Source organism: Sphingobium fuliginis (assembly GCF_004152845.1).
Taxonomy (GTDB): Bacteria; Pseudomonadota; Alphaproteobacteria; order Sphingomonadales; family Sphingomonadaceae; genus Sphingobium; species Sphingobium fuliginis.
Window position 1 is genome coordinate 140,341 of sequence record NZ_SEON01000008.1, and the last position, 14,366, is coordinate 154,706.

At 62.6% G+C, this 14,366-nt stretch carries 18 protein-coding genes; 1 reads left to right on the plus strand and 17 read right to left on the minus strand.

Translation table 11 applies throughout. The features are described 5' to 3' along the window. From virB10 to EWH10_RS17960, 15 genes are all read right to left on the minus strand, one after another. On the minus strand, positions 1–1,227 hold the full coding sequence (virB10, locus tag EWH10_RS17890; RefSeq protein ID WP_013849913.1) for a type IV secretion system protein VirB10: 1,227 nt from the start codon (positions 1,225–1,227) through the stop codon (positions 1–3). Positions 1,228–1,230: 3 nt separating this feature from the next. Continuing rightward, positions 1,231–2,088 carry a P-type conjugative transfer protein VirB9 gene (gene virB9 / locus EWH10_RS17895; RefSeq protein ID WP_013039064.1) on the minus strand — a complete coding sequence of 286 codons (858 nt, stop codon included), beginning with the start codon at positions 2,086–2,088 and terminating at the stop codon, positions 1,231–1,233. Then, complete coding sequence (locus EWH10_RS17900) at positions 2,085–2,783, minus strand: VirB8 family type IV secretion system protein (RefSeq protein ID WP_130030143.1); 699 nt, start codon at positions 2,781–2,783, stop codon at positions 2,085–2,087. The genes virB9 and EWH10_RS17900 overlap by 4 nt, the downstream gene beginning before the upstream one ends. A gap of 340 nt (positions 2,784–3,123) precedes the next feature. Continuing rightward, complete coding sequence (locus EWH10_RS17910) at positions 3,124–4,068, minus strand: TrbL/VirB6 family protein (RefSeq protein ID WP_130030144.1); 945 nt, start codon at positions 4,066–4,068, stop codon at positions 3,124–3,126. Positions 4,069–4,085: 17 nt separating this feature from the next. Then, the gene (locus EWH10_RS22260) at positions 4,086–4,292 is read right to left on the minus strand and encodes an EexN family lipoprotein (protein WP_150104476.1); all 207 of its coding nucleotides are present in this window, start codon (positions 4,290–4,292) and stop codon (positions 4,086–4,088) included. Next, positions 4,292–5,008 (minus strand): TrbJ/VirB5 family protein, encoded by a 717-nt coding sequence (locus EWH10_RS17915; protein WP_013849915.1) that lies wholly within the window; start codon positions 5,006–5,008, stop codon positions 4,292–4,294. The genes EWH10_RS22260 and EWH10_RS17915 overlap by 1 nt, the downstream gene beginning before the upstream one ends. Before the next feature lie 3 nt (positions 5,009–5,011). Next, complete coding sequence (locus EWH10_RS17920; RefSeq protein ID WP_371873094.1) at positions 5,012–7,423, minus strand: VirB4 family type IV secretion/conjugal transfer ATPase; 2,412 nt, start codon at positions 7,421–7,423, stop codon at positions 5,012–5,014. Continuing rightward, positions 7,416–7,766 carry a VirB3 family type IV secretion system protein gene (locus EWH10_RS17925; protein ID WP_009823962.1) on the minus strand — a complete coding sequence of 117 codons (351 nt, stop codon included), beginning with the start codon at positions 7,764–7,766 and terminating at the stop codon, positions 7,416–7,418. The genes EWH10_RS17920 and EWH10_RS17925 overlap by 8 nt, the downstream gene beginning before the upstream one ends. Further along, positions 7,763–8,101, minus strand: coding sequence for a TrbC/VirB2 family protein (locus EWH10_RS17930; protein WP_009823963.1), 339 nt, complete (start codon positions 8,099–8,101; stop codon positions 7,763–7,765). The genes EWH10_RS17925 and EWH10_RS17930 overlap by 4 nt, the downstream gene beginning before the upstream one ends. Next, the gene (locus tag EWH10_RS17935; protein ID WP_056383899.1) at positions 8,098–8,763 is read right to left on the minus strand and encodes a lytic transglycosylase domain-containing protein; all 666 of its coding nucleotides are present in this window, start codon (positions 8,761–8,763) and stop codon (positions 8,098–8,100) included. The genes EWH10_RS17930 and EWH10_RS17935 overlap by 4 nt, the downstream gene beginning before the upstream one ends. Next, entirely contained in the window at positions 8,760–9,098 is a 339-nt protein-coding gene (locus EWH10_RS17940; protein ID WP_009823965.1) for a hypothetical protein, read from the minus strand. The genes EWH10_RS17935 and EWH10_RS17940 overlap by 4 nt, the downstream gene beginning before the upstream one ends. Positions 9,099–9,161: 63 nt before the next feature. Next, the gene (locus tag EWH10_RS17945; protein WP_007683389.1) at positions 9,162–10,094 is read right to left on the minus strand and encodes a phytanoyl-CoA dioxygenase family protein; all 933 of its coding nucleotides are present in this window, start codon (positions 10,092–10,094) and stop codon (positions 9,162–9,164) included. An 11-nt stretch (positions 10,095–10,105) separates the two neighbouring features. Beyond that, positions 10,106–10,717: an acyl-homoserine-lactone synthase gene (locus tag EWH10_RS17950; protein ID WP_007683387.1), complete on the minus strand. Its 612-nt coding sequence runs from the start codon at positions 10,715–10,717 to the stop codon at positions 10,106–10,108. 74 nt (positions 10,718–10,791) lie between these two features. Beyond that, entirely contained in the window at positions 10,792–11,469 is a 678-nt protein-coding gene (locus tag EWH10_RS17955; protein ID WP_229742691.1) for a LuxR family transcriptional regulator, read from the minus strand. 82 nt (positions 11,470–11,551) lie between these two features. Beyond that, the gene (locus EWH10_RS17960) at positions 11,552–12,313 is read right to left on the minus strand and encodes a helix-turn-helix transcriptional regulator (protein WP_007683383.1); all 762 of its coding nucleotides are present in this window, start codon (positions 12,311–12,313) and stop codon (positions 11,552–11,554) included. A gap of 221 nt (positions 12,314–12,534) precedes the next feature. Between EWH10_RS17960 and EWH10_RS17965 the strand changes: the two genes are divergently transcribed. Continuing rightward, positions 12,535–13,104 carry a hypothetical protein gene (locus tag EWH10_RS17965; RefSeq protein WP_013039076.1) on the plus strand — a complete coding sequence of 190 codons (570 nt, stop codon included), beginning with the start codon at positions 12,535–12,537 and terminating at the stop codon, positions 13,102–13,104. Here EWH10_RS17965 and EWH10_RS17970 read toward each other — a convergent pair. Both EWH10_RS17970 and EWH10_RS17975 read right to left on the minus strand, forming a co-directional pair. After that, a complete protein-coding gene (locus EWH10_RS17970; RefSeq protein ID WP_007683381.1) occupies positions 13,039–13,893 on the minus strand; it encodes a methyltransferase family protein in 855 nt (284 codons plus the stop codon). The genes EWH10_RS17965 and EWH10_RS17970 overlap by 66 nt on opposite strands. After that, the gene (locus tag EWH10_RS17975) at positions 13,890–14,153 is read right to left on the minus strand and encodes a DUF2933 domain-containing protein (protein ID WP_007683380.1); all 264 of its coding nucleotides are present in this window, start codon (positions 14,151–14,153) and stop codon (positions 13,890–13,892) included. The genes EWH10_RS17970 and EWH10_RS17975 overlap by 4 nt, the downstream gene beginning before the upstream one ends. Between the last annotated feature and the right edge of the window lie 213 nt (positions 14,154–14,366).

Below are 14,366 nucleotides of genomic sequence, written 5' to 3' on the forward strand. Positions count from 1 at the left end.
TTACCGCCGCAGCTCTAGATTGTAGACATCGGCGAAGTTGAAGTCCTTGGCGACGAAGATACCGACCTCCTCGCCCTGGTTCTTTTTCAGCACCGGCCGGATATTGATGTTGTTCTGGAGCGCGATCGCGGCCCCTTCGCTCGGCGCACGCGTGACATTGTTGAAATTGCCGTTGCCGCTCGATGCGGCCTGCCCGGCAATATAGGCGGCGTCATCGACGAGCGAGAGCAGGAGCGCGCCGCCGAACCGTGCCCAAAAGAAGCTGTCGACTGCCCCAGCAAGCCCGGCGCGGCCGAGCGCGTCTGACCCAGGCGAGGCAAGGTCGATGCGGACGCCTTGTGGCGTCACCGCCCGGGTCCAAAGCACAAAGAGGCGGTTCTGACCCTGTTGGATACCTCCGCGATACTCGCCGAGCACGCGCGTGCCCTTTTCCATGAGCACGACCCGGCCATTCTCGGAGTAGACATCGCGCGGGATCATGCAGGACGTGTATCCAGGCTGCGCGGAATTGATGGCCGTCTGAAGGGTGCAGGGAATCAATGTCCCCGCAGTGATCAGAAAATTGCGATTGGGGAGCATCGAGGCTCGCGCTTCGCCTACGGCCGAACTTTGCCGCAGAAGATCCAGCGCATTGGGCGCCCCGCCCTCAGCGCTCCCTGGCGTTCCTGAATTTTCGGTCGGTTGCGCGCCCGAGGCCGCCGCCGGACCTTGCGAGGTCTCCCCACCGAGATCGCGCCCGCCATAGGCGATGAGTGTCGACCGTCGCGCCCGGTCGGCGAGGTTGGGCCGGGCGCCCGTCCCTCCTGTCGGTCCTGGCGCCGCACCGGGCTGCATGGCAGGGACGATCTGACCGTCGGGGCCAGGAACCCCTGCTGCGGGATTGAGCACAGGTGCGTTGGGATCGCTCCCGCCTGCGCCCAGCGGTCTCGGCTGCGGAGCGACCGCCGCGTAATCGACGGTTTCCCGCGCCACGATATCGCGCCGCTCTTGGGCCGCCCCGCCCGGTGCAGTGAGGTCACGATTGGAGCCCTGTTGGCTCGTCCCGGAATTAACCCACAGGATGCCCAGTACCATCGCCGTGCCGGCAAAGATGAGGGCGGTATTGCGCTTGGAAGGCGTCATCCCCCCGATCGGCTCGATACCGCGCTCGTGCAGGATCTCGTCTTTCTCCGGCGTGAGATCGGCGCTCGGCAGAAGGCGCGAAACGGAGGATGGATCTTCGGCCATGGCTCATTCCTGCGGATGTGTGATGGTGCGCTCGACATGGGGCGACCCGGTGTTCGTCCCATGATCGACCCCATAGGGTTCTGGCGCCTGATTATAGATGCACAGCACCTCGCCGCCTCGCCGAAGGCGCAGCTGACGCGCCACCAAATGGACGACGACGAATTCGTCGCGGACGTCGAAGGGGACCAGCGTCTCAGATCCGTCCGGTCGCACCAGATATATCGCCGGCACCTCGCGGTTCGCGGGGAAACGCAACACCGTGAACTGCCCGTTATCGGAGACCTCCGACGGCTGAAGCTCGCTGGAGCCCTGCACCTTGTAGTTCATGTTGCGAGGCCCTTCGACGACCGCATGATCGAGAGCGCCGCGAACGGCGCGGCCCTCTAGGGCAGCGGCCTGCATGGCAATCTGCGCGGCCCTGAGACGCGCGGCGCGGTCGGCGTCGTCCCTGGGATATCGGAACCGCACCTGAAAATAGGCTTGGCCGTTGCGGCCCGTGATCGGACCGCTGCGAGCGGTCAACTCGAACGCATAGCTGCGCAATTCGCCTCCGCGCGACGTGGTGACGATGAGATTGGTCGGTCCGGCACGCTCACGCGGCTTGAGGAACAGGATGTGCCCGGCGACGGCGACCTCCCAAGATACGGTGTCGCCCAGCGCGACGTGCTGGATCGTCTCATCGTCGCTCAGGACAATCTGCGTTGCGGTCCGGAACGTGCCGACGATCCGATAGACCTCGGTCTCTTCATATTCGACGAACTTGACGCGCGGGTCGGACGGACCACCTCGCGGAACTTCGACCGCGTGCGCCGCCGTTACAGGCACCAGCGCGCAAATGATGGCGGCGGAGAGCGCCCTCATCGGATCACCTCCGGATCGGCACGATAGTTTTCGACCTGGAATCCCAGCGGGTTCCGGTAGCGATCGCCTTCCGCCATGGGCGCGTTGGCGTAGGCGAACGTGATTGTGGCGATCCAATCGCTGTTCTGAACGTCGGTCTCGGTCTGGACCGTCCGCGTGAACCGCACATTGGCGACGCGATCATTGATGAAGGCGATGTTGCGCACGCGCGCTTGCACGACCGCATTCTTGCCCCAGACATTTTGGGGACTTGCACCATTGTTGCTGCTATAGAAACGCGCCCAGCGCTGCTGTTCAGTCGGTTGCGAGAGGATCGTCACGAACCGAAAATTTTCTTCGGCCGCTGCCGGGATCCAGCTTTCGCGGGTTCTCACATACTGGGCGAGGAAGTATTTGGTGACCGCCTCATCGTAGCGCATCGGCCGCTGGGTGAGCGCGGTCTGGACATCTACTGCGCCGGTGGTCTGGTTGACGCGAATAACATAGGGGACGACAGTCTTGAGAGGCGTCAGAGCCACAACTGCAAAGATCGATGCTGCGGCCAGGAGTGAGGCGATGGCCGCGATGCTCCAAGCGATGCGGGTCGAGCGCAGCGCGTTCCGGATCCTGTCCTGATCCCAGCTTCGTGCGTCCCGGAAATAGCGCTGCAGCCCCGACGCCGGCACCGCCTCCGAGCGGTCATCAGCAGCTCGCATAGTGCGGTCCCCTTGGTGCGAACGAGATCTTGTCGTCCGAGGTAGACGGCGACGGCACGGCGGGCGGCGGGGGCGGATCGCCGTCTCGTGGGTGGGACAGGGGTGGTATGGGCGGCGCAGCTCTTGGTGCCGTGGTGGCAGGCACTGGCGAGCCAGGCAGGACGCTTCCGTAGATGTTCACGTCTCGCAGGCGATGACCATTGCAAACCGCGAGCTTCTTGGGTCCGGAAGCACAGCCCGCGACGCCGAGCACAGCTAAGCCACCGACCAGGCAAGCGACGCTGCGGCGGAAGCTCGAGGCGGAAATTCGCGGAAAAAGGAAAGTCATGATGATGCCTCACTACGCCGCTTCGATGGTGCCGCCGCGACGAGCGGCGCGCTCCAAGTTGCGGCTGTTGCGCATGACGCGACGCTGTCGGAAGGGAGATGCCATTGTGCCCCAGGCCGTTCCGGCGAAAGCGCCCACACCTGCAGCGGCGCCCCCGGCTATTCCCGTCGCGATGGCGGGCGCTTGGAAGAAGAAGATAGTTCCTAGAAAGAGGTAAACTGCGAACAGAACCGCACCGATCGTCACATCGGCCTTTGATTCAGCAGCGGCGATTGCGATGGTGCCCAGATCCGAGATGAGCGTCGTGATCGCAATGATAACGCCCATGAGGACGATGTAGTTGAAGGCTTGACCCAGCCATCCATGGAAGAAGCGACGCGTCGGCTCAAACAATGAGAGCGCTATGAAGATCGGACCCAACGCAATGATGATTGCGAGGGCAATTTTTGCGAAAATGGTAATTGCGAAGCCGATTGCAGCTGACAAGCCAGCCAACGCATAGATTCCAACGGCTAGCGCGATTAGCACCAAGCGCATCGGGTTTATCTCGATGTATGTAGCGGCCTTAGCGCGGATTATGAGAACTATACTATCCGCTTGATTGAAATAGTCGTCGAACGCAGCGCCGACGCTTGTGATCGTCCTACCGGAAAGCGCTTGAGAAAGAGCATCCGGCATCCCATGGAAGAGCGGCGTCGTGATCCAATCGGAATAGGCGACCGTCGTCGCAGCAACATACAGCAGACAGAGCTTCACCATCCGATAGAAAAGCTCGCCCCAAGGTTCGCTGATGATACCCCGCATCACCATGTAGCCGAACAGGGCAATGTAGATGACCAGCCCGACCGCAAGTGGGCCGCGAACAACCTCAACGACATTTTGGAGACGCTCGTTCAGGAACAGGTCGAGCTGATTGTCGACCTGCAGATAGAAATCATTGAAGAGAGTAGAAGCCATCGAGAATTCGCCAGACGTCAAAGAGACCGTTTGAGGTCATCAAGATCTTTTACATCTTGCGCATTTGTGCACTCTCGGGAGCTCAGATGGGTGCCGTTCGCGCAGTTCCGGAGGGTTTCGTTCCTCAGGTTAGTATCACGGCGATACTCATCCTTCCCGGTCGGCTGTTTGCAACCCACTAATGCGGACGCCAAAATAGCGCTGGCGACGATCGTGCGGAGCATCACTCGCCACCCAAACTTGTCGTCAGGTCGGCCAGGTCCTGTTCGTCGTCACGTTGAATCCGAAGCCGACGTTGCGACTCTTGCCGCATCCGCAGCGCCTGCAATTGCAAGGCGTCGTTCTGGATATGGGCATTCTCGACCCCTACCCTCGCCTGGATATCCATGACCTGCTTGGCGTCCGAAGCCGTATCCAGCGAGGTTCTCAGTTCTTCGAGCCCGGCGGTACGCTGGGCCGACACGCCATAGGCCGCCTCCGCGATCGCGGCATCGCGCGCTGCGAGGTCGCCGTTCCGCAAGAGGTTGTCGCGGGAAGCGCGCTCATACGCCGACGCACCTGGTCGCAATTCCGGCAAAGCGATACGGTTGGCGTCCCGGATACGGGTCGCGGAGCTCCCGAGCGAGCCCAGGCTGGCATTGTCCGACGACATCAGCCGGCTGATGTCACGGGCCTCCCGCGGCAGAAGGTGGCGCATGGCATCGGTGGAAAGAGATGATGCGATGCCGTTGACGTCGGTGACCTGGTTGAAGCTGCCATAGAGCTGCTTCGCTTCTGCGATCTGCTCCTTCCCCTGATCGATCATCGACAGGGTGTTCTTCACCGTGGCCAGCGCCTGCAGATAACCGGAGCTGTCGTAGACGGGGATGCCTTGCGCGACTGCAGGCCCCGCCATTCCTAGGGCGATGGCGCCAAGTGCTGCGTATATGCCCTTACCCATAGCTCATCCTTTCCTGGCCGATGCAGACCGACGCTGCTGGTGAAAAAGAGGCAGCCATTTCGCCGGGTCGTCGCCGACATCAGCGCGAATGGCATCGAGGAGCGTCACGGTTTCCGTGGTGCCCGAGAGCACCGCGAGCTCGTCGGTGAGGCCGCCCAGGTCCAGTTCCACCACGATCGAGTCATGACCCTGCTTGATGAGGAAGCGGCGAGATTCGGGGTTCAGGTCGTGACGGATGAGCTTGAATTCCGCCTGGGTCAGGCCCAGCCCGTCGATATAATCCGTTTCACGCCCATAGGGGTTGGGCAGCAGGATCTTGGTCGCGACCTGCTCCATGATACTGTGTGAGATATCCGAGCGCAGCGCATCGGCCGGGCTCTGCGTGCCGAAAACCAAGAAGGCGTTCTGCTTGCGGTAGGTCTTCAGGCCATCCTGGGCAAAGGCGCGGAAAGCGTCATCACCCAGCGCCTTCCAGAACTCATCGATGTCGATCACCAGTCGGCGGCCATCCAGAAGGCCGTCGATGCGATGGAACATGTACATCATGATCGGCGTGCGAACTTCCGGATTGTCGAGGAAGTCGGTCATGTCGAAGCCGAGGAACGGCGCATCGAGCGACAAAGCATCGATCTCGTTGTCGAACACCCAACCCAGCGATCCGCCCCGCGACCATTTCTCAAGTCGAGCGCCGATGCCTTCCGGGTCGCGCTGGCCGAGCAGCTGGCGCAGGGCCAGAATGGATCGGTTCTCCGGTGCGAGCCGCCCGAGCGACGCCAAGCCTTCGTCGATCATGCGCTCCTGGGTGACGCCCAGCGGGCCGCCCGGCGGCGTCACCAGCTGCCGGATCAGACGACCGAGAAAGACGAGGTTGCGCGGTCCATATTCGAGCGCCCGCAGCGGCGCGAAGCCGGTTGGCTCCCCGTTCTTCAGCGTCAGATAGATCCCGCCAACAGACCGCACGTAGATCTCGGCGCCGCGATCCTTGTCGATGAAGATCTGCTGCGCGCCCGTCTTCTCGAGCTGCGCCATCAGGAAGTTCTGAACGACCGTTTTGCCCGCGCCCGAGGGACCGATAATGAGCGTGTGGCCGAGATCCCCGACATGGAAGTTGAAATAGTAGGGCGATTGCGCGGCCGTTTTCATCAGCGCGATCGCCGGACCCCAATGATTTCCGCTCGGCCGGCCCGCGGGATAGGTATGAAAAGGCGCCAATGCGGCGAAATTCCGCGATGTGATTGCCGCCGGCCGCGCCCGCCACGCGAAATTTCCGGGAAGCTGAGCCCAGAAGGCCGCCTCGAGCGCCGGCCCTTCCCTCGCTGATACCAGGCCAGCATCCGCGAGCGCGGCCCGCGCGGCCGACAGATTATCGGCGAGTCGCCTCTGGCTCTCGGCAAACACCCCAAGCGAGAAGTGATGTTCGCCAAGGACGAACCGATTGCTTTGAAGATCGTCGGCGGCGTCTTCAAGGTCGAGCGCCTGGCTTGCTGCCGCGTCCTCGGTCGAAGCCATCTGGTTCTGCCGGCGCCGCAGCCTTTCGGCCGCGCGCGCCTTCCCCATGAAGGTGAAGGATTGCGACACGACGAACGAGAAATCCTGGCCGAGCAGAGCGTTCATCTGACCGGGACGGGTGAGCGCGGGATATTCCCGGATGCCGAAAATGCCCAGCCAGCGGCTCGCATCATGGGCGCGGATCTCGACCGTCTCGCGTCCGAAGATCACCCGCTCGCCGTAGAGTGCGGATCCAAGATGGCCTCGGACCAGCGGCACCTTGGCCTTTGCGCCCATCATGACCTGCTCGAGCACTTCGAGCGGCCTGGAGAATAGGAGGCCATTTTGCTCATAGAGGCCGAGCCGCGCGGGGCTGCACCGCCGGAGGAGCTTTTCGATATCGCGCGCCTTCTCCTCGAAGCGGGCCAGTTCGTCGGGGTCGACCTCCTCATCGGCCGCCCTGGCTTTGGCGATGCGCTTGAGGAGAAGCCCGGTCCGATCGGCCGAGCCGACCGCCGGTCGCATGATCAGCGTCAGATAATGCTCGTTGACGAACATGCGCTTGGCAGTCACCCGCGCGCGATATTTTTCGTCCAGATCGGCCGCGAAGTCCGAGCGGAATTGGCCTTCGGGATAGTCATCGACCGGGCGGCGAACGATGTGGGTCCAGAGCGCGAGCCGATCGTCGGCAATGTTGCGCCAGGTGCCGTTGAGCTTCTCGTGCCAGTCATTGAGGTGGATCGGATCCGCGGTCTCGAACGCAAGCCCTTCAAGGCGGAACATCATCATGAGGTCGCCGCTATCGAGCGCGATCACCTCCGATGTCACGTGGCGCGCATAGGGCAGATAGCGACCCGGCTCGGCCTCTTGCCGCAATATGCGCCACGGCGTCTTGCGCGGCGGGAGCTGGGCAGCCGCGCTAGCCACGCGCAAAGCCCTTGCGTTTCAGCCCCGCGACCGGGAGCGGCGAATAGGAACTGCCGCCCCACCAGACGCGGTTCCGGCTTCGCGCCTTGGTCATGGTCCAGAGCCACAGCAGCCGGAAGGCGTTGGCATCGTGCCGCACGATGAGCCGTGCGACGGCGAGACAGGCGCCTCCGATGGCGCCGGCATAGAGCGGGTTGCCGCTGACGATCAAAGTGAGACAGGCGGCAAGCGCGATCGGCAACGAGGCTTCGAGCGGCACGCCGAGCCACATCGTCGGGCGCGTGACCGCCAGAAACAACGTCTCCTCGCGCAGCCGCTCGTCCAGGGCGGCGCTCTCCTTCACGCGCCACCCGTGATGGTGTCGACGATCCACTGCGCACTGAAGACGATGAAGATGCCAACGATGACCGTCACCAGAAGGCCGAGGCTGGCGCGCCCGGTGAAAAACATGAACCCGACGATCACGACCGCGATCACCGCGATGGTCTTGGCGAAAGTCCCGGTGAGCCAGGTCTTGATGTTCTCCGCCATCGACGTGATGCCGTCAGCCCCCTGCGCGTGCGCAGGATCGCTCAGCAGCATCGAGACAAGCAGCGCCAATGCCATCACGCCGATGACGCGCAGAAGAAGTCGCGCCCATTGGCGCCGTCCGCCCTGATGGGCGGTGATTGCTGTCATGGATGCTGTCCTTTCTGAGATGCGGCCCCGTCGCCAAACACCATGAGCGAGGCCTGGCTCGCCCTCGCCGCTGTGTTCCACCCGGCTGCGGCCGGTGGCGAAACAGGGGTGTCGGGTGGCGGAGCGAAGGCCGGAGCCGCTGGGGCAACGACCGAGTTTCTGGTCGCCGGCGCCGTACTCCGGATCAACGGAATGACGGCTGACGCACTGGCATAGACCCTGGCGACATAGCCGTTGCGAAAGCCGCGCCGCCGGTCGCCGGTATTGTACAGCGAAAGGGCGGTCGCGATCGCGTGATCGCGGCTCGGGGCAAGGCGCGCGACCGCCTGGTAGTTGGTCGCGATGACGCGGGCGGCGGCGGCCAAATTGGAGCAGGGTTCGAACGCATTTTCGACCGAAAGCCCCAGCCAGCCGAGATTGGCGCTGTTAATCTGTCCCAGGCCGAGATCGATGTTGTAGCCTCGACCAATCAGGCTGCGCGCCGCAGCGATTGCCTGCGCCTTGGTCGCGGGCTTTGGCGCGCGCACGCCGGGACTATTGACCCCGATTGCGAGACTGTTGAACCGGCTCTCCGTGTGGACGATCGAAATGAGCGTCTCAGGCGCCACCGTCGGTGCGCAAGCTCCTGCAAGCGAAAGAAGGGTGGCGACATCGAGGATCATCGGCGGCCGCCGTCCAAACGCTCGATGCCGGCCAGCGAGAAGGTCTGGCTGCGGCCGTCGTTGAACGTGATGACCACCCGGCGGCGAGTTGTGGAATCGCGATCATAGACCTTCGTGCGGGCGACGCCGCCGCTACAGCCGGGAAAGGCGCCGCCGGTGGCCAAGCGTTGCCATAGCTTGGTCATCGGCGACACGCATTGCGCGTATTGGGTCGCGCCACCGGGATTGGAAAGACACAGGAGAACCTGGCAGCCCAGGTCATTCGCCGCTGCCGGTGCGCTTGGAAGGGCTGTGGCGAGGGCGAGCATCGCCATGCCGAATATTGCACGTTGCATCGGGTCTTCCCCCGCGAGAGACAGCTCCCGCGTCGGGAAATGCCGTCAGCTATCCGTTGGATTTCACCTCTCTTTTGTTCCGACCGCGCTCGATTTCGGCAATCCCCCTAGCCGGGGGGGGAGTTGATCGGTTTGCTGCCGCAGGAATTCGGACAGAGCGCCTTCCTGGTCGGGCCGGAGAGCATCGATTGCGGCGAGATGGTCTGGCGGATCGCCGCCGAGCAGGATGGACGGGCACTGCCCGTCATAATTGCCGAGATTGGGGCGGTGCTGCTGGTAGCCGACCAGCGCGGCAAGCTCGGGATAGAATGCGCTGGCCACCTCGGGCGGATAGGTCAGCCACTGGTTCTCATAGGGCTTCAGCCAGCCGAGGCAGTAGCTGACGATGATGCCTCGGCGCACCGCGTTTGAACGATTCGCGCCGGCGCCATGGAGGGTCGATCCCAGGAATATGATCGCCGATCCCGGATCCGCTTCGATGGCGACCGGCTCCGCGCCGTCGTCGCCCTGCCCCCCATTGTGGCTCCCCGGCCAGACCAGCGTCGCCCCATTTTCGGCCTTGAACGGCGAAATCGGCCACATGACGTTGACGAGATATTCGAGCTCGCCGGTCGGACCGCGCCACATGTCCTGATCCCGGTGCGGAAATTGCGCTGGCGCCCCCGGGTGCAGCTCGAGCGCTTGCGTGAGGTTGAGCTGGACCGTGTCGCACCAGGGCTCGAGGATAGCGTGGACGAGGCGCATGACGGCAGGGTTTTGGACAAGACTTTCAACCGTCGGCGCGCGCTTCAGCAGGCCACCGAAGCGTTTTGTCCGAGGGCCGTAGAATCCGCCCTGGCAGAAAGGCGTGGCGGCAAAACGCGGATGGAGGGATCGATTGATCTCCTCGATGCGTGACCGAGACTCGACATCCCGCAGGATGCAGAAGCCGTGCTGCCGCAGATTTTCGTCGGCTTTGGTCGCGGCGGAGACGCCGCGCCGTGCGATCGTGGCCATGATCGCCCTCCTCATGCTGCGGCGGGAAGATCGGCAAGGCCGACAGGGCGGAAAATGCCGCTCGCGCGCAGCTGCTCGCGCGTTCGGTCGTCCACATCGATTTGCAAGGCGACGAGACTTCGCCCTTGCTCGGACGTGGGAAGACCCAATGGTCGGCAAGTCCAGCCGAAACCCAGGATCTGCTGGAACCACGGCCACTCGGCGACCCCGGTGAAGCTGTGGATCTGGTTGGCGAGGGCATATTCGACGAGCGCGGTGACCAGCTGATTGCGCAGCTCGAGACGCTCCCGGGCGCGCAATTTTCGCGCAAGGCAAAAGCGGGTGATTTCCAGGATAGCACTGCCGCGCGGCGGCGCTTCCTCGCAAAGATCCGGGAAGATCGTGCCGAGAATATGCTCGTGCGTGGTCGGCAGAAGCCGTGCGGAGGCCCGGTGTTCCCCGTCGTCCCCGGTAACAACGATGTAGACGGCGCGATCATTGTCGAACTGATCGATCTCGTAGCGACCGGCGATGACCGGAACGTCCCAGCGAAGAAGATCGACGAAGACCCGCTTGCGCTCCTCGAACATGGAGCGAAACAGGCGGTGTTCCATGGCTTGCGAAAAGCCGGTCCCGATGTGCATGACAGCCTCCTTTTGGTGAGGCCTGTCAGTCGATCAGAGGCGGCTTTTTTGCGTTATCCCCAGTTCTGGGGAGATCATCGGCCGAACACATCGGCAAAGCTGATTTGCCCTTCGAACAAGGCGCGAATGGCGAGGAGGGTGCGCTTGGTGACGCCATAGCGGTCGCGCGCATCCTTCACATGCTGGATCACCGTTTCCTGGCCGATGCCGAGGATCTGGCTGATCTCCCAATCGGTCTTGCCCCGCGCGACCAGCGCCACGCATTCGGCCTGCCTTTCGGTCAGGCTCGGGCATTCGGATTGCGGCGCGTGGATCCGGGAAATCTTGCGTGCCGCTTCGAACGCGAAGCTGCCGACGAGCTGCACGAACGGCAGCTGCCGATGGTCGAGCATCTCGCCCGCCGCCATCGCGAAGGAACAGGATCCATTGAGCTCGCCAGGAATATGGGCCGGAACGGTGAAGCCGTCGCCCAGCCCGGCCTCGTAGGCTTCTGCCAGGATCGAGCGATCGGCGGCCGTCAGAGAGATGATCGACTGAACCGCCGACCAGGCAAAGCCCACATTGGTGCGATGGCTGGCGCGGTGGATCGGGTCGCTCGCATAGAGGCGTCTCGCCTGGAAGCGCTCCACCCAGTCTTGCGGATAGTCGACGATGTGGACCGAGCGAACCGCAGGCTTCAGGTCGACATGATGGACCAGGGCATAGTGCCGAAAGCCCATGGCCTTCGTGATTTCGGCCATCAGGTCAGACAAGGCCGTAGCGTCCTTGATCGCGCCAGCGACAGCGCAGAAATCCTGAACTTGCCCAAGCCCGATCATCATATGGCCGGCGAGATCAGAGCAGCGCTTCCATGTTGAGATGACCATCGCGAACCGCGCGCAGCACCAGCTGCGTGCGTCGTCGCACGCCATAACGCCTGCGGGCCGATTCAACATATTCGTGCACGGTATCGCGGCTGAGGCCGAGGATCTGGCCGATCTCCCAGTCGCTTTTGCCTTGCGCGACGAGCGCGATGCATTCGACCTGGCGAGGACTGAGAGGGACGCAGGCCAATGGCCCTGCCCTTTCGCCAAGCAGCTCGCGCGCCCGATCATAAGCGACCGAGCCGAGCAGACGGGCGGTCAGAACCTCTTCTGCACTCAGCGGCTCGTCGCGTGATCGGGCCGCAGTGAAGATCGCCTCGGGCTCGCCCGGGGTCCGGATCGGCAAACTGTAGCCCGATGCAAGGTCATGATCCCGGGCGCGGTCAAGGATGCCTCGCTGGCGCGGCGTGAGCTCCAGCACGTCGCCGACACGGTCCCAGGCCAGTCCAGAGGGCGTACGTGCGCAGGCCGCATGGATGGGATCTTCGAGATAATGGCGCTCTTCGAGCACTTCCTCGAGCCAGGCCGACGGATAGGTTGTGAGGAACAGGCTTTGCTCGTCGCCGCGCCGAAGGTCGATATTGTGAAGCAGCGTGAACCAGCGGAAGCCAAGATCGCGCACGGCGGCATCGATCGTGCCATGCAGATCGCCAAGGGTTTCAGCACGCTGACAGTCCGTCGCAAAGCGCGTGAGATCATCAAGGCGGCCGCAGTCTTTTATCCTGTTCGCCATAGGCGACGGAAGCTCGTTCGCGAGGAGACGGCTCGTCCACACCTAAGCGGCGAGCGCCATGATTATCAGGATGAGTTGAGAACGATTCGCAACAATCTACGATTAGAATGGATCGCCTATGACACTTTATCCGCCGGCAAAGTGTCATAGCTGACAACCCGTCTGTGGCCGCCGATTTGGGATTCACATTGATCCTGCTTTGTGCTTGATTCCATCATGTTATGTTTCATGCAGGCAAGCCTCTTGAACCCTCCATTGGCTGTGATGTCGCGGCCGTGCTCGAGACGCTGGCGACCGTATCGAGCCGGCCCCGTTATGCCTTCATGCTGCTCAACCTGATCGCCCAGGTGGCGGGGCCAGATGGAAGCGCCGGTCCCTGGGTCAGGCGGAACGATGGGCTCGTTTCCCTGCGCGATTGGCTATGCGACGCATTGACCCCGATGGCCCAGCGTGGTCCGCGCAGCATTACGCTGGCCGAGCGGGTCGAGAGCGACCTCGCTAGAAACGGACTGCTCCCCGGCGATCCGGAGAAAAGGCGCGGCGTGATCGCGGAGGAAATGCGGGCACGCATTCGCACAGCCGGCAAGAGTAATCTCAGTCGCGCCGTTTCCGAACTGGTGAATGCAGGCCTGCTCCGCCGACATTATCAGGGCTATCGCGTCGACCATCGGAACCGTGGCGGCCAGCGCCACGCCGTCTATACCTTGATCGGCGATGCTCTGCGTCTAGTGCCGGGCATCAGCTCCACACCGAATCTGCCCGTGCAAGGCGAACTTGCCCTCCCAAGATGATTGCGCAGTCGAACCGGGATTGCTGCAGTAGTGTGCTGTGAGGTCGGGTAACGATGTCCGAATAATAAGGCCAGTCAGAACGTCAGCATTGACCTTGCCGGCAATTACATCAGCCATTCCCGTCAAGGATCGCCATGGCCTTCTTCGACGCGAATGGATTGTCAGATTCGGAATGAAGCCGGGCACGCGAGCCATATAATCGCGGTAAACCTCGCCGAAGTTGGCTAGCGCCTCCTTTTCCTCATGCCGAGCCAGCCGAATATACATCACGACGAGCACCGGAAACATAGCAAGGGTCAAAAGGGTCGGCCATTGTAGCAAAAAGCCGAGCATGACGAGAATGAAGCCGACATATTGCGGGTGCCGGATCCGGGCATAAATCCCAGTAAGGGCCAATTGGTGTTTGCGCTGACTCAAGTGAAGGGCCGTCCATGCAACCGAGATCAGCCAGTAACCCACGCCGATCAGCACAAAGCTGGCGATGTGGAATGGACCGTAATGGGGATTAACTCGCCAGCCGAACATCATCTCCAGGAGATGTCCAGCATCGTGGCTCCACCAGTCGACAGCGGGGAAATACGACTGGAGCCACCCCGAAAGCACGAAGATCGTGAGCGGGAAGCCATACATTTCCGCGAAGAGCGCTATGATGAAAGCGCTGAACGCCCCCAAACTGCGCCAGTCTCGTTTAGTTGCCGGCTTGAAGAAGCTGAACGCAAAGAGGATGAAAACGGCGGCGTTAACCAGCGCGAGCCCCCACAGACCATAGCCATAGTCGGCGTGCGTCATCGCGACTCTCCTTCGATGCGGCCGTTGGGATTGGCCGGTAAGCCGGCGGGTGCCTGACCGGGCTCATGGCCATGCTGATGCCCACCATGGCCGCGGTGCATGAACAGGTGCATGAGCGGGCAGGCGAGCAGGATGAGATAGGGCAGCACACCCAGGAAGTGCGCGGTATGCTCGGTGAGGAGGAAGAAGCTAGCGACGAGCAGGAAGCCGATCAGAACGATCTTGCCGCGCTTGCGCATGCGATGGTCATGTTCGCCCATATGCCGTCCTCTTCTGGTCAACGTCCGGGCAGCATAGGCTCGAGTCCAAGGAGCAAGGTATAAGTAGAGACCGAAGTCCCCCGGGCATCGCGCAGGCATGGGTAAGGCGATCGATGGGATCGGCCATCGGCGTTCGGGCGACGCAGCTGTCGGGGAGCAGCAGTCGTGCTGCGGATTTTGCGTATAGGCGTGCGGCGTCCGCGAACCAATGCT

Bases quoted from the DNA above. Each gene is read 5' to 3' on its own strand.
- EWH10_RS17935 (WP_056383899.1), bottom strand. From the start codon at position 8,763: ATGATCCTCGATGTCGCCACCCTTCTTTCGCTTGCAGGAGCTTGCGCA.
- virB9 (WP_013039064.1), bottom strand. From the start codon at position 2,088: ATGAGGGCGCTCTCCGCCGCCATCATTTGCGCGCTGGTGCCTGTAACG.
- EWH10_RS17975 (WP_007683380.1), bottom strand. From the start codon at position 14,153: ATGGGCGAACATGACCATCGCATGCGCAAGCGCGGCAAGATCGTTCTG.
- EWH10_RS17965 (WP_013039076.1), top strand. From the start codon at position 12,535: ATGTTTCATGCAGGCAAGCCTCTTGAACCCTCCATTGGCTGTGATGTC.
- EWH10_RS17960 (WP_007683383.1), bottom strand. From the start codon at position 12,313: ATGGCGAACAGGATAAAAGACTGCGGCCGCCTTGATGATCTCACGCGC.
- virB10 (WP_013849913.1), bottom strand. From the start codon at position 1,227: ATGGCCGAAGATCCATCCTCCGTTTCGCGCCTTCTGCCGAGCGCCGAT.
- EWH10_RS17910 (WP_130030144.1), bottom strand. From the start codon at position 4,068: ATGGCTTCTACTCTCTTCAATGATTTCTATCTGCAGGTCGACAATCAG.
- EWH10_RS17970 (WP_007683381.1), bottom strand. From the start codon at position 13,893: ATGACGCACGCCGACTATGGCTATGGTCTGTGGGGGCTCGCGCTGGTT.
- EWH10_RS17930 (WP_009823963.1), bottom strand. From the start codon at position 8,101: ATGACAGCAATCACCGCCCATCAGGGCGGACGGCGCCAATGGGCGCGA.
- EWH10_RS17915 (WP_013849915.1), bottom strand. From the start codon at position 5,008: ATGGGTAAGGGCATATACGCAGCACTTGGCGCCATCGCCCTAGGAATG.
- EWH10_RS17950 (WP_007683387.1), bottom strand. From the start codon at position 10,717: ATGCACATCGGGACCGGCTTTTCGCAAGCCATGGAACACCGCCTGTTT.
- EWH10_RS22260 (WP_150104476.1), bottom strand. From the start codon at position 4,292: ATGCTCCGCACGATCGTCGCCAGCGCTATTTTGGCGTCCGCATTAGTG.
- EWH10_RS17945 (WP_007683389.1), bottom strand. From the start codon at position 10,094: ATGGCCACGATCGCACGGCGCGGCGTCTCCGCCGCGACCAAAGCCGAC.
- EWH10_RS17940 (WP_009823965.1), bottom strand. From the start codon at position 9,098: ATGCAACGTGCAATATTCGGCATGGCGATGCTCGCCCTCGCCACAGCC.
- EWH10_RS17900 (WP_130030143.1), bottom strand. From the start codon at position 2,783: ATGCGAGCTGCTGATGACCGCTCGGAGGCGGTGCCGGCGTCGGGGCTG.